General features: G+C 32.4%; 12 protein-coding genes and 1 riboswitch. Of the genes, 4 read left to right on the forward strand and 8 right to left on the reverse strand.

Features of this window, described 5'->3' with window-relative positions:
• Positions 1 to 40 precede the first annotated feature (40 nt).
• Complete coding sequence (locus tag EI427_RS08645) at positions 41 to 1,246, reverse strand: transposase (protein WP_126613266.1); 1,206 nt, start codon at positions 1,244 to 1,246, stop codon at positions 41 to 43.
• A gap of 313 nt (positions 1,247 to 1,559) precedes the next feature.
• On the opposite strand from EI427_RS08645, the gene EI427_RS08650 reads away from it, so the two are divergent.
• Positions 1,560 to 3,065, forward strand: a complete 1,506-nt coding sequence (locus EI427_RS08650) for an NAD(P)H-hydrate dehydratase (protein WP_126613672.1) — start codon at positions 1,560 to 1,562, stop codon at positions 3,063 to 3,065.
• Positions 3,066 to 3,126: 61 nt separating this feature from the next.
• On the opposite strand, the gene EI427_RS08655 is transcribed toward EI427_RS08650, so the two are convergent.
• On the reverse strand, positions 3,127 to 3,558 hold the full coding sequence (locus EI427_RS08655; RefSeq protein ID WP_126613674.1) for a hypothetical protein: 432 nt from the start codon (positions 3,556 to 3,558) through the stop codon (positions 3,127 to 3,129).
• Positions 3,559 to 3,731: 173 nt separating this feature from the next.
• On the opposite strand from EI427_RS08655, the gene EI427_RS08660 reads away from it, so the two are divergent.
• Complete coding sequence (locus EI427_RS08660; RefSeq protein WP_126613676.1) at positions 3,732 to 5,864, forward strand: prolyl oligopeptidase family serine peptidase; 2,133 nt, start codon at positions 3,732 to 3,734, stop codon at positions 5,862 to 5,864.
• An 87-nt stretch (positions 5,865 to 5,951) separates the two neighbouring features.
• Here EI427_RS08660 and EI427_RS08665 read toward each other — a convergent pair whose 3' ends face one another.
• Positions 5,952 to 6,797, reverse strand: coding sequence for an NADAR family protein (locus EI427_RS08665; RefSeq protein WP_126613678.1), 846 nt, complete (start codon positions 6,795 to 6,797; stop codon positions 5,952 to 5,954).
• A gap of 26 nt (positions 6,798 to 6,823) precedes the next feature.
• On the reverse strand, positions 6,824 to 7,213 hold the full coding sequence (locus EI427_RS08670) for a hypothetical protein (protein ID WP_126613681.1): 390 nt from the start codon (positions 7,211 to 7,213) through the stop codon (positions 6,824 to 6,826).
• A 203-nt stretch (positions 7,214 to 7,416) separates the two neighbouring features.
• A riboswitch (cobalamin riboswitch) is annotated at positions 7,417 to 7,594 on the forward strand.
• Positions 7,595 to 7,729: 135 nt separating this feature from the next.
• On the opposite strand from EI427_RS08670, the gene nrdD reads away from it, so the two are divergent.
• Positions 7,730 to 9,568 carry an anaerobic ribonucleoside-triphosphate reductase gene (gene nrdD / locus EI427_RS08675; protein WP_240655374.1) on the forward strand — a complete coding sequence of 613 codons (1,839 nt, stop codon included), beginning with the start codon at positions 7,730 to 7,732 and terminating at the stop codon, positions 9,566 to 9,568.
• A gap of 95 nt (positions 9,569 to 9,663) precedes the next feature.
• A complete protein-coding gene (locus EI427_RS08680; protein ID WP_126613685.1) occupies positions 9,664 to 10,050 on the forward strand; it encodes a hypothetical protein in 387 nt (128 codons plus the stop codon).
• A gap of 65 nt (positions 10,051 to 10,115) precedes the next feature.
• On the opposite strand, the gene EI427_RS08685 is transcribed toward EI427_RS08680, so the two are convergent.
• The 4 genes from EI427_RS08685 to EI427_RS08700 all read right to left on the reverse strand — a co-directional run bounded on the left by EI427_RS08685 (position 10,116) and on the right by EI427_RS08700 (position 13,191).
• Positions 10,116 to 10,496, reverse strand: coding sequence for a hypothetical protein (locus EI427_RS08685; RefSeq protein WP_126613687.1), 381 nt, complete (start codon positions 10,494 to 10,496; stop codon positions 10,116 to 10,118).
• Between the two features lie 199 nt (positions 10,497 to 10,695).
• Complete coding sequence (locus tag EI427_RS08690; protein WP_126613689.1) at positions 10,696 to 11,448, reverse strand: acyl-[acyl-carrier-protein] thioesterase; 753 nt, start codon at positions 11,446 to 11,448, stop codon at positions 10,696 to 10,698.
• Positions 11,448 to 12,368 carry an aldose 1-epimerase family protein gene (locus EI427_RS08695; protein ID WP_126613691.1) on the reverse strand — a complete coding sequence of 307 codons (921 nt, stop codon included), beginning with the start codon at positions 12,366 to 12,368 and terminating at the stop codon, positions 11,448 to 11,450. Before EI427_RS08695 ends, EI427_RS08690 begins: the two co-directional genes overlap by 1 nt.
• Positions 12,369 to 12,489: 121 nt before the next feature.
• Positions 12,490 to 13,191 carry a DUF1349 domain-containing protein gene (locus EI427_RS08700; RefSeq protein WP_126613693.1) on the reverse strand — a complete coding sequence of 234 codons (702 nt, stop codon included), beginning with the start codon at positions 13,189 to 13,191 and terminating at the stop codon, positions 12,490 to 12,492.
• Positions 13,192 to 13,245 lie beyond the last annotated feature (54 nt).

Raw genomic sequence — 13,245 nt, forward strand, 5'->3', positions numbered from 1 at the left:
AGATGTCTTTAATCAATACTTCGGTAAAATAATATATTTTTCAAGCAGCAATTTGACCTAATTTTCGAATCATCTCAAATTGCTGTTTATTTTTTTCAACATCTACATCAATTCGAAATACACTAAAAATCTTTTTTAGTATTAACTCATTGAAATAGAGTGTTTTTATGTTAGCCATTGAAAAGGGTCCTCTTTCCTTTTTTTCTTGATTGATCCAATGAAAAGCCTTAGCAATTGAGACAGAAGTAAGTGCCATATTAGTATGAAAATGAATTTTATTTTTACTTATTCCTTGACAACCTGTAAGACTTGTATGCTGTTTTGCATCTCGAAAAAGAAATTCTATGTGAAAACGTAATCTGTAATAATTGAAAATTTGGAAGGCCTCTTGATTTAGATCTGTTGAAAAGAATATTTTTTGCTTGAGCTTTTGATTTTTAAATTGAACAAGTGCAATCATTACTTCTCTTTTTAAAGCAACGCTATAAATTTTTGCAGAGTACAAATAATATAAGTCTGTATCATCTTCTAACTGAAAAATATCGAGATCAATATTTTTCCAGTCTACTTTTCCGTTGAATTTTTTAGGTCTACCGCGTTTTCCTGTTTTTGGTCCTTCAAATAAATACCTTGCATTCATATCACCTCTAAATCGACTAAGTACAGTAAAGCCAGCCTCATCTAATGGTCGAACAAACTTTTCTTTTGCAAAATAAGCATCAGCTACAACATACTTAGAATGCGTCAATAATTGCTCTTTATGTGTAAGCAAAGTGGATGCATAATGGTCAACTAAACTCATGCCTTTCTCCTTTAATTCTGTAATTGAAGGCGTTTGGATTGCATCATAATGAAAGGCATTACGACTTTCTACATCAACAATTCCAATACCTGATAAATCCAATCCTTTTTGAGCTTTACCAGCACATCCGGACCAATATTTCCCTAAACCATAGGTTTTCTTACCACTTTTACTGAGGTAAACAGGATCGAAAGCTATTATTTTTTCATCACCACAATGTTCATTGATCAAATGATGATTAAATTCTGAAAAAGAAAAACCTGATTCGAAATTATTTCGGTAAGTTTTTTCACTATATGAACCATACCTTGATAACTGAAGAAAATTAATTTTCCCCTTGATACTCAAGAAGAGTATAAAACATTCTGTTAAAAAGTTGACTTTACTTTTTCTTAAGTCAGACATTTTTGATAATATTGGTCCTATGAAAGCTCTGCTTTCCATAATTAGCTGTTTTTTGTTGGTAGGACTTCAAAAATACAGCTTTTTATGTTTTATAGGGATTTTGAAAAAATTACCGAAGTATTGCTTTAATCAAAAGCACTATTATTAAACTGTTTTTATTACTATTAAAAGCTCCTATTGTTCAGTGTTATACTCAAATACAATGAAATTTATCCTATTCCTTTTTTCTTAAAAGATACTCTCTAGTGGTTAAATCACTTAAAAACTATTATTTTGTTTTAGGTTGCCCCAAAAAAATGGGTTAAATTAATACTAGAAATCAATAATCATAAAGAAAAATACAGACATTGGAATGAAACTATTTACAACACAACAAATTAGAGATTGGGATATTTACACTATTAAAAATGAACCTATAGATAGTATTGATTTAATGGAAAGAGCTGCCAATCGGTTAACAGATTGGTATTATGAAAATTGTGAAAGGTATACTGATATTACTTTCTTTTGTGGTGTAGGTAATAATGGTGGTGATGGTCTTGTTATGGCACGCTTACTTCACCTCTTACACTTTAATGTTAAATGTTATATTGTTCATTTTAGTGATAAAATATCTGAGGATTTTAAGCAAAACCTCTCAAGGCTACCAAAAAATGTACCTTGTTATGATATTAAAGAAGATAGTGATGTTCCTGTTATAAACGATGAAACAGTACTGGTTGATTGTATTTTTGGGTCTGGCCTTTCTAGACCTCCAAAAGGAATTACACAAAAAACCATTATTGAAATCAATAGATCGAATAATCCTGTAATTGCCATTGATATTGCCTCTGGTTTATATGCAGATCATTACTCTACCCATTTTCAGACAATTATTGAAGCAGACATTACGCTTACATTAGAAGTGCCCAAATTAGCAATGTTGTTTCCTGAAAATGATAAGAATGTTGGTGAGTTAAATATTATACCAATTGATTTAAGTAAAAAATTTAAAGAAGAAACACCTTCTAATTACTTTTTTACTACTCATAAAAATGCACAAGAAATATACCGACCAAGAAAGCGTTTTGATCATAAAGGTAAGTTTGGAAATCTTTTAATTGTTGGTGGATCAAAAGGTATGATAGGTGCCGTACAATTGGCTACAAAAGCTGGTTTAAGAGCTGGTGCAGGTAAAACAACGGCTTTAGTTCCCGCATGTGGATATGAAATTATTCAAGCTACTATTCCTGAAGCAATGTGTATATCAGACCCATCAAGAAACCATATTGTAGCCTCAACTTTAGTTTCTAAATATTCTGCTATTGGTATTGGGCCTGGAATTGGACAGCATGAACAAACGCAAAAGGCGGTGCGCTCTATTATTGAAGATGCTGAAAAGCCAATTGTATTAGATGCTGATGCATTAAATATGTTATCCGAAAATGATGAATGGTGGTCGTTAATTCCAGAAAATTCAATTCTTACTCCTCACTTAGGAGAGTTTGAACGTCTTGCGGGAATTCAATTTATTAATTCTTTTGATAGGTTGGAAGCTGCCAGTAAAATGGCTAAAGAACACAACGTAATTATTGTACTTAAAGGAGCCAATACAGCTATCTGTTTACCTAACGGACAAATTCATTTTAACTCTACAGGTAATGCAGGTCTTGCCAAAGGTGGTAGTGGCGATGCCTTACTTGGTATTATTAGTAGCTTATTAGCACAAAAATATAAACCTTACGAAGCGGCAATCTTAGGTGTTTATTTACATGGAAAAGCTGGAGATTATGCTTCGGCAGATAAAGGTTTTGAATCTATGGTTGCTTCTGATGTTATAGAAAGCCTAGGAAAAGCATTTTTTGAGTTATTAAAGTAGAACATCAGTTATGAAATTAAGAGCGAGTGAAATTAGTTCTTCTCGCTCTTTTTTAATGCTTTTAAAGTCTAAAACCAATCCCAAAACTTAGTGTAAACATTTTTCTACTAAAATAGTAATCTCCGTTTACTTGTAAACTCATACCATCTTGTAACCCATGAGAATACCCTCCTCCGAGTGCAAAGTCGGTTTGATTAACCAAGACACCTTTCATACTAAAATGAAATTCTGGCACAATATAAATTCTGTTTCCTAAAATTAGGGAGTGCTTGTCTGTAAGGTACTCGTACCCTGCTGTAAGCGCCATGTTGCCACTCATAAAGAAATTCAGTTCTGCATTTCCATAGAAATACGTTCCTTTATCACCTCCAAAAGTAGGCCCTATACTTCCAGAAAGTTCTACCCTCCCGTTCCCACTTTTTTGTGACGATTGTGCACTTATAAATTGACTAGTTAAAGCTATTGTTGAAATTAGTAGTAATATTTTTCTCATTGTTGATCGTTAATAGTACATACAAAGCTATACAATCAAAATGTTTGAAAATCTTAAAGATGGTATTGGTTGCAATACATTAACAATCAAAGTAAAGCTGATAGGTATTGTATCAAGTGTTTTTCATAAATTCACCCATCAATTTATTATCACAAATAAACAACTTCCCACTAATGAAAACTTTTTTAAAAGTAGTCGCTCCAATTATTGGTGCTGCTGCAATTACCTCTTGTGAAGTAAAACCCCCTTCAATGGCGTATCCAGATACAAAACGTGATGTAGTTGTTACTACATATTTCGGAGAAGAAGTTAAAGACCCCTACCGTTGGTTAGAAGATGACAAATCTGAAGAGACCGCAGAATGGGTGAAAGCAGAAAATGATTTAACGCAAAAATACCTAAGTCAAATTACGTATAAACAAGGTATTGTTGACCGTTTAACAGAGCTTTGGAACTATGAGAAAATCACAGCTCCGAGAAAGCATGGAGAATGGTTGTATTTCTATAAAAATGATGGTTTACAAAATCAATATGTAATTTATAGAAAGAAAGCGAATAGCGATAAAGAAGAGATATTTTTAGATCCAAATACGTTCTCTGAAGATGGAACAACTTCTCTTTCTTCAATAAAATTTACTAAAGATGGTAAACTCGCTGCTTACGCAACTTCTGCAGGCGGTTCTGATTGGAGAACAATCCATATTATCTCTACTGAAAATGGAAAAGAAGTAGAAGCCCCAATCTTAGATGCTAAATTTACAGGCATATCTTGGAAAGGTAACGAGGGTTTTTATTACAGTAGTTATGATAAACCAAAAGAGGGTTCTCAGTTATCTGGTATGACACAACATCATAAATTGATGTATCACCAGCTGGGTACTAAACAAGCTACTGATCAGCTTGTTTTTGGTGGAAAAGAAACTCCAAGAAGATACGTGGGGGGTAATGTTACAGACGATAATAAATACCTTCTTATATCTGCATCGGTAAATACTTCTGGTAATGAGTTGTACATTCAAGATTTAAGTAAAAAGAATGCACCTATTATTACTATGGTAGACAACTTTGATAATAACTCTTATGTGTTGTATTCTAAAGGCGATCAACTTTTTATTCAAACGGATTACAATGCTCCAAACCAAAAGGTAGTTACTGTAAATGCTAAAAAACCTGAGTTAGCACATTGGAAAGACCTTATTCCTGAAACAGAAAATGTACTTTCTGCCTCTACAGCCGGTGGTAAATTATTTGCTAATTATATGGTAGATGCTGTTTCTAAAGTCTATCAATATGATTTGAATGGCAAAAAAGAAAGAGAAATCAAATTACCTGGCTTTGGCACTGCAAATGGTTTTTACGGAGAAGACGAGGACAAAACTTTGTTCTATTCTTTCACTTCGTATATCTACCCTTCTACTACTTTTGAATACACAATCAAATCGGGTGAATCAAAAGAATATTTAAAATCTAAAGTAAAATTCAACCCTTCTGAATATACTTCAGAACAAGTTTTTTATGCATCTAAAGATGGTACAAAAGTACCTATGATCATCACCTATAAAAAAGGTTTAAAGAAAGACGGTACAAACCCAACTATTCTTTATGGATATGGTGGATTTAATGTTTCGCTTCAGCCAAGTTTTAATACAGCCAATATTGTTTGGTTAGAAAATGGTGGTATTTACGCTGTTGCTAACTTGCGTGGTGGCGGTGAATATGGCGAAAAATGGCACACGGCAGGTACAAAAATGCAAAAGCAAAATGTTTTCGATGACTTTATTGCTGCTGCCGAATACCTGAAAAAAGAAAAGTATACTACTACTGAAAAATTAGCCATTAGAGGTGGTTCTAATGGTGGTTTACTTGTTGGAGCTGTAATGACTCAGCAACCAAATTTAATGCAAGTTGCTTTCCCTGCTGTTGGTGTTTTAGATATGCTACGCTATAATAAATTTACAGCAGGTGCTGGTTGGGCGTACGATTACGGTACTGCAGAAGACTCTAAAGAAATGTTCGAATACCTTAGAGGATACTCTCCATACCACAATGTGAAAAAAGGAACTATTTACCCTGCCACTATGATTACAACCGCTGATCATGACGACAGAGTTGTCCCTGCACATTCGTTTAAATTTGCCGCTCAGTTACAACATGACGATGGTGGTAATAACCCAATCTTAATTCGTATCGAATCTAATGCCGGACATGGTGCTGGTAAACCTACAGATATGATTATTGATGGTTATGCCGATCTATTTGCTTTTGCGTGGTTTAATATGGATTTCACCCCTGCCTTAACAAAGTAAGGCGTAAACCTATCAATATAAAAGACCTCCTTACAACTGAAAAGTTTTAAGGAGGTCTTTTTATTTATCAAGAATTAATAAGGCGAACTATTCGTTAAAATCAACTGTTTCAATCTCGCCTCCAAATACATTAATATTAAAAGGAGGCGTAACATTTAGAAGATTAAATCTACCCGTTTTTTCAAGTAATTCCAATCTATATTTATCACGCAGTCTAGCTATTAATTTGCCAAAAATATTTAGTCCTGTAAGATTTCCATTTCGTTCAATTTTAGTAGACCAAAAAGTATCTGGGTTTCTTAAATCAGAAGATACTTGTACAATAGGTGCAAGATTAGCTGCTCCATTTCTAAGTAAAACCCTACCAAATTCCTTACGGTTACTCGCCAATTTCATTACCAAAGCATACCACATTGCATTCAATATTTCTGTGAGTGCTTCCCAATGTTTTTCTTTATAGGATGAAAAAGGTAAATCTCTCATTTCCCATTCTCTAAGGATATAAGATGATCTCCAAAAGAAGCGCATTTCTTCTCTTCTCTCTCCAATTTTCTTAGCACTTTCACCTGCCGTTTGATCTAAAATTATTAATTGCTTTTCAACAACATCATCCCCTTTTTTAGGGTCTAATTTAATAATCTGATACAAATGTTCAGCAGTTCTAAAGTGAGGGAATTGAGGAACAATGATTGGGTAACCTACTACTTCATTAGATAAATGATGTGCTTCATCATGTAAAATATGTAATCGAGAACTATTTTTCTTTACATACATACTCAAGCCCTCATTACTTACTTTTCCTTGTTTGACTGCATCAAATAAAGGGTTTAAATTAAATACAAAGCACTCCTTCTTATCTAATAAAAAGTCTTTAATTTTATATGTTTCTGATTTACAAAGTGCCTTTACTTCATCTACCGATAAATAATACATTATTGTCAAATTTTATGGAAAAGAGTTTATTGCTGTTTTGTCATTCTATACGATTTCCCTTCATATTTAAAGAGAATGTGTGTAATGTCCGCTTGTTCTAAATATATTGTCTGATTTACCTGAACTTCACCAATTGTTGTGACAACTTTAAATTCAGCATCGTCTCCTTTCATCTGAAAATAATCTCCAATAATAGACGTAATTTCAGGATCGTTGACATTTTTCATTGCATTATGAAACTTAAACTCAATTAAAGTCGCTTTCATGTCAATCACACCGTCATTATATAAATAGGTTCCATCTATTAAATTATACCCTTCTGGATTTGGCTTAGGCTCTACGTGTTCTCTATCACAGGATATTATAATGAAAGGAATTGTTATAAGAAGTAAGCTAAAAACTAAAAACTGTTTCATATAAATTAATTAAAATTAGGTCGTACTAGAAATTTCAATTTCTACAATCGTCAATAAATCAAAATTGAAACGTGAAGATAATTTTTTAGTTATTCATATAAAAATAGACGTCAAAAAATGCCCTAAAATAGTTGGTTTCTAAGGTGCTACTTTTCCAAGTTTATTTTAGTGATTGTCGTCAGTGTAACTTATAAAATTATCCATCAAATTTAAGTATTCGTGGTTTCAAAATCTTTGAAATAACAGGGAATCTAGTGTAAATCTAGAACTGTCCTCGCAGCTGTAACTCTTTAAAATGCATTATTAATACCATTGTATAACCGAGAAGGTAATAATGAAAAGAAGAGAAGTCAGAAGACCTACCAAGAATGCATTTGTAAAACAACTTCGAGTGAAAAGTTGAGTCTTTAAACACCTTGCTACGTGTTTATCTGATAGCCCCACTCCTATAATTACAAACTTCAAAACATTGTATTCGCTAGAGTACTTCCTTTAAAAACTTATAACATTTTGAAAGTGGTAGAACAAATTGACAGCAAGATTTTAAGATTTGCCAACGAAGCAATCAACTTAACAAATATTGAAAATGAGAATGCTAATATGCCTGAAGGTGTATTTACGGCAAAATTAACACGTATGTCTTCCGAAGTGGCAAAAGAATACGCAAAGCAATATTTACTGCCAGAAAAGCATTTAAAGATGCACGAAGAAGGTTGGATTTACATTCACGATTTCAGTTCTTATGCTGTAGGTATGCAAAACTGTATGTTTATTGATATTGGAGAAATTCTCAGTAAAGCTATCCATACAACAAATGGAACAATGCGTTCTCCTAAAAGTATTAGAGCGGCATTACAGGTTACAGCAGTAGTTTTACAGTGCCAAAGTAATGCACAGTTTGGAGGAATAGCTATTAATGCTTTCGATTTCCATATGGGGAAATTTATAAAGATGAGTTTCGAGAAACATCAAAAAACTGCTTTAAACTATTCCATATCTAATCCAGATAATTACGCATGGGAACAAACAGAAGAAGAAACTTATCAAGCTTGCGAAGCCTTTCTTCATAATTTAAATCACTTAGAAAGTAGAGCCGGAAATCAATTGCCTTTTGTATCAATTAATTACGGTTGTGATACATCAAAAGAAGGACAATTGTTTATTAAATGTCTTTTAAAAGCTACGCTAGAAGGTATTGGGGAGAAGAAAACAACGCCTATTTTTCCTATTCAGATTTGGCAATATAGAGAAGAAAATGGGGGAATTGTAAATGAAGAACTCTTTGCATTAGCCAACGAATGTTCTATAAAAAGAGTCTACCCTAATTATGTAAATACACATAAAGAAATCTATGATGTAGTTGATAAAAATGGTAAAATCGATCCAGATTTAATACCTGCCACTATGGGTTGTAGAACTAGATTAGGAAAAAATCAACACGGTTCTAATGGAAAATCTGGTAGAGGGAATTTATCTCCTGTTACTATGAATTTACCCAAATATGCTATCGAAACAGGCAATTGGGAAGATTTTAGAGCACTCGTAAAAGAAATGGCTTATACAGGAATTGACATGATGGAAGTGCGTTTAAGATGGCAACGCAAACAGTTAATGGGTGCAGCTCCTTTTATGTATAAAAATGGAATTTGGAAACACAATAAACCCTATGATGAAATGACTAAGATTGGAGACATTCTCTATTCTGGTACATTAGCACTTGGTTTTATTGGTGTAGCAGAAGCTGCGTTACTGCTCTTTGGAAAACACCATGGAGAATCTAAACAAGTTCAAGATAATATGTTAGGGCTGATAAAAGAGCTTTCTGAATTGTGTGAGGTAGAATCTGAACGAAGACGTTTAAACATTTCTTTGTACGCAACACCTGCAGAAAGTTTATGTCACCGTTTTGCGAAACAATTACAAGAGCAATATGGCCGTGTGAAAGGTATTTTTGATAAAGAATTTATTACTAACTCATTTCATATTCCCGTTTGGCACAACATCAGTTATGTAGATAAAATTGCTTTAGAAGCACCTTACCATAACTATTGCACAGGAGGTTCTATCACTTATGTTGAACTAAGGTCTGAAATTATTAAAACGCCTCATCTTTATAAAGATTTAATTAGAGGTGCTATGAATGAAGGGGTATATTATTTTGCTACAAATATTCAGAAAGACAGATGTTTAGCCTGTGATCATGAAGGTGTTTTTGCAGATTTAAAATGTGACAACTGTGCATCACAAGATATTATCACTCTAAGAAGGGTAACAGGTTACATTACTGGAGCCTATCATAAGGTGTTTAATAACGGAAAAAAGGATGAGGTAAGAAGTAGAGTAAAACATTATTAAATATAAAAACTTACAATGTAAACTTTTTTCTAAAAAGTAATGTTTTTGAAGAATACTACCGTTAACTATCCTTAACCGTTAAATCCCTCTTAACTATGATTTTAAAACTATTACTTTTTTTACTTTTTGGCTTTTTCATTTCAATAGAAAGATCAAAAGCACAGAAGACAGTACAAAGACCAATTCTAATCACCGAAGAATGTGATTTTATCTACCTTTTCTTGAAAACACACAGGAAAGATTGCATTAAAGGAGATTCATTAATTGTTTCTGAAATTTTCAAAGTAGCTAAAAATGAAATAAACACTAGAAAATTTAATTTATTAGAAAACTTTGAAGAAGAAGTACAAAATCAAAACAGAAGGTATGTAATTGATCTATCCATCAAAAGTATTCATGGAATATATCAGACACTAGATTCTGCAATTTTTGAAAGGAATAACCTCATTTTTCCAATTGAAAACAAACTGGTACTGAAATAGAAAAAAGGGTAGTCAATTATTTAAATAATTCACTACCCTTTCTTATTTATATTTTAAAGTAACGATTACATCCACTCTTCGCAGAAGCGTAAGAATTTAACTTTTAATTCGTTATAAATTGAGTGAAATTTTGCCATTTCTGAATACATTCCCTCTTGGTCTTCAAATTTAGTTTTTGAAGCTTTGATTGGGTTTTCTTTTTCTGCAGCTACTAACTCTTCTTCTTGTAATTTAATTTTGTGATTAAGTGTATCAATCACTTCGTTTTGAGCGATAAATTGATTCTTAAATTGAGTAAGCTCTTCTCTAATTTTTTGATGATTATTTTTTTTAGTTAATTCTTCAACTCTATCAGCATATAATTTAATTTGTTCTTTATAAAAAGATAATTCTTTAACCCATACTGTATGTTCGAAGTGTAAAGAAGCTACATTTAAAGTATTCATGATTTTAAAATTTTGATGTTTTTTTAAGATTAATTATGACTGTTTATACTCGTCTTCTCTCAACAATGTTACAAAATTCTACCTCAATCCTAGTTTTTGATTATAATTTGAAACTAACTAATCATATTTTGATATTTTCACTAAAAAAGCACTAAGAATTGAATTCCTAGTGCTTTAAATATCTTACGTTACAAGTAGATTATTTCCAGTTTGTATGGATAATACATGCTGGTTTCACTCCTTCTTGTTTCATAATACAAGTAATAACTTTAGTTACACCCTCTTCTTCGGTTACTTCACTTATCACATTTACTTCTTCATCTAAAACTACTTCAGCAACGTAATTTATTTCTACGTCTGTCAGCATTTTTTCTGTTTTAAAAGTATGCGGTATACTATCAAGCATCCATTCAAAATACTTAATATTATTTACGTGGTTCACAGGATCTAAATCTGAATACATCGCTTTCTTCTTCAAAGAAAAATCTACTCTTTCAATTCCCTTTAACCGAGATGGTGATGAAATACAAGCAATATCTGACCTTGGTGTAATTCTATCAACAAACTCTTCTATTGGCGTTGGTCTACGTTTCTTCATGTCCAAACCAAACCAATTAGAAGTACCTTGAATAATCACGTTTCCTTTTACATCACTGAGCTGAAAATTACGTTGTGATGAAAACTTTTGAACATCATGTACCCAAGTTTGCATTAATAGCTTCTCTGTCCATTTTGGCCAACGTTCTACATGGTATTTATAACTGCCAAGTACCCACGCTTTGCCAATTGCCATCATCTCTCTTAAACCAAACTGTTCTGCATTAGAATGATTTCCTGCTGCTTCCTGAAACAATTCAGAGATAGATGTAGGCTTTAATGTATAATTTGGACCGATTTGATAAGAAGTAACAATTTGCTCTTCTTCCCAAACACCTTCTTTATTTTCTATCATTAATCGTTTGTATCGATAATTTCTACCGTAAATGTACAACCAAAAGTTTCTCCTTCTGGTAACCTTTGATTGGCATACTTTTCTTTAAAATCATGACTTTCATCTCTTAAATCAGCCACCCCGTACCAAGGTTCAATACATACAAAATTAGCGTCTTTACCTACGGGAGTCCATATCCCTAAAAGTGGCCAATTTTTAAAGCCAATTCTTAGCTTTCTAGACTCATCTCTTTTAGTGAAAATGTCTAAATATTCTGATTTAAAATGATCAAAAATTAAGGCATCATCTTTAAAAGTATCGTAATGAAGTGGCAATATATTTTCACCATTCAACGCATTTTCTTTTATTGCTCCACTTCTTAGACCTCCATCCAATAACAATTGTTGAAATTCTTCTTTTTTAGAAAACTCAATAATATAATCTTCAAAAGTGGTATCCTTTACAAAATCAGTATTAAAGCCTGGGTGTGCTCCTACAGAAAAATAAATTTCTTCTGTATCTAAATTATCGACTTGATAAGAAATAGATAATTTATTGTTCTTGATTTCATAAATTGTTCTAAACACGAACTTATAAGGGTATTTCTCCATTGTTGCATGGTTAAAGCGCAACTCAAAAATACATGATAACTCATCTTGCGTTACCAACTTATGTTCCATATCTCTCGCGAACCCATGCTGAGGTAGTTTATAAGTAACCCCATCAACCTCATACATACCATCTTCTACTTGACCTACAATTGGGAAAAGTACTGGTGCATGTCTACCCCAAACATTCTTATCTGCTTGCCAAAGATATTCATGCTGGTGTTGTTTGTGATAAATTGAATGTAATTCTGCCCCATCTCTTGAAATTTTAACTTGGAGGACTGCGTTTTCTAGTGTAACAATTTTATGCATAGAAATAAATAGGTTTTTCATTAAAAATAAAATGCCTTAACGTATTGGATACGCTAAGGCAAAATAATAAAAATTTAATGAAGAAAAGATATAATTATCAGGATTTAAATATTTCTTCCACAGAAAAAAATAAGAGTTAAAATTAAACCCCTGTTCTAATATTACCAATAGTTCTCTTCTCTAAAGAGTAATAAAGAAAAGAATGTTCTTTAGCAGCTGATGCTGGACATTGAGCTTCTAATCCGAAATACACTTTTTCATGCCCTTTCATAGAAACTAAACGAGCCATTTTATAATCAACCCCATCATTCGAGTAGAACATTGAGTAAACATCCTCCTTTCTTGTCACTCTTAACCACACATGGTCTATTTTATTCAAAACAGCTCCGTTAGAATCATCAGATAATTCTTTAGTTACAACAGAAACAATACTATTCCCTGTTGCATCAGAATTTTCAAACTCGAACTTAATCCAATTTAAAGAATCAAAATAGACCATTACTCCGCAAGCATTCCAAACAGAAGATAAATCAGGCTTAATTAAAACAGTGGCTACAAAGTCTCCTTCTACTTCATTGTAAAGAAAAGGTGCATTTGAGCTTATTTTATTTGTCTCTGGATTATTAAAATAATCTGTATTCTCCCCTGCTTCAATAATTAATTTCTTATCAGAAAAAGTGTGATTTTGAGGTTTGTTCAACCATTTATAAGATTTGATATCTTGGTGTTTCTCTACATTTAATAGGTTTGTAGATTGATCAATAGCCTTTAGATATTTTTGTGCATTACAAAAAGTGATACTACCAATTAGTAGTACAATAGCTAGGGTTATTTTTTTGTTCATGATGTAAAATTAAAGTTTGGGTCATCAAGAACAGGTTTAACTTTTTGATAAAAA

This window comes from Flammeovirga pectinis (assembly GCF_003970675.1).
Taxonomy (GTDB): domain Bacteria; phylum Bacteroidota; class Bacteroidia; order Cytophagales; family Flammeovirgaceae; genus Flammeovirga; species Flammeovirga pectinis.

Coding starts and splice junctions, on each gene's coding strand:
- EI427_RS08690 (WP_126613689.1), bottom strand. CDS start 11,448: ATGATAGAAAATAAAGAAGGTGTTTGGGAAGAAGAGCAAATTGTTACT.
- EI427_RS08650 (WP_126613672.1), top strand. CDS start 1,560: ATGAAACTATTTACAACACAACAAATTAGAGATTGGGATATTTACACT.
- EI427_RS08695 (WP_126613691.1), bottom strand. CDS start 12,368: ATGAAAAACCTATTTATTTCTATGCATAAAATTGTTACACTAGAAAAC.
- EI427_RS08680 (WP_126613685.1), top strand. CDS start 9,664: ATGATTTTAAAACTATTACTTTTTTTACTTTTTGGCTTTTTCATTTCA.
- EI427_RS08685 (WP_126613687.1), bottom strand. CDS start 10,496: ATGAATACTTTAAATGTAGCTTCTTTACACTTCGAACATACAGTATGG.
- EI427_RS08660 (WP_126613676.1), top strand. CDS start 3,732: ATGAAAACTTTTTTAAAAGTAGTCGCTCCAATTATTGGTGCTGCTGCA.
- EI427_RS08700 (WP_126613693.1), bottom strand. CDS start 13,191: ATGAACAAAAAAATAACCCTAGCTATTGTACTACTAATTGGTAGTATC.
- EI427_RS08645 (WP_126613266.1), bottom strand. CDS start 1,246: ATGGAAAGCAGAGCTTTCATAGGACCAATATTATCAAAAATGTCTGAC.
- EI427_RS08665 (WP_126613678.1), bottom strand. CDS start 6,797: ATGTATTATTTATCGGTAGATGAAGTAAAGGCACTTTGTAAATCAGAA.
- EI427_RS08655 (WP_126613674.1), bottom strand. CDS start 3,558: ATGAGAAAAATATTACTACTAATTTCAACAATAGCTTTAACTAGTCAA.
- EI427_RS08670 (WP_126613681.1), bottom strand. CDS start 7,213: ATGAAACAGTTTTTAGTTTTTAGCTTACTTCTTATAACAATTCCTTTC.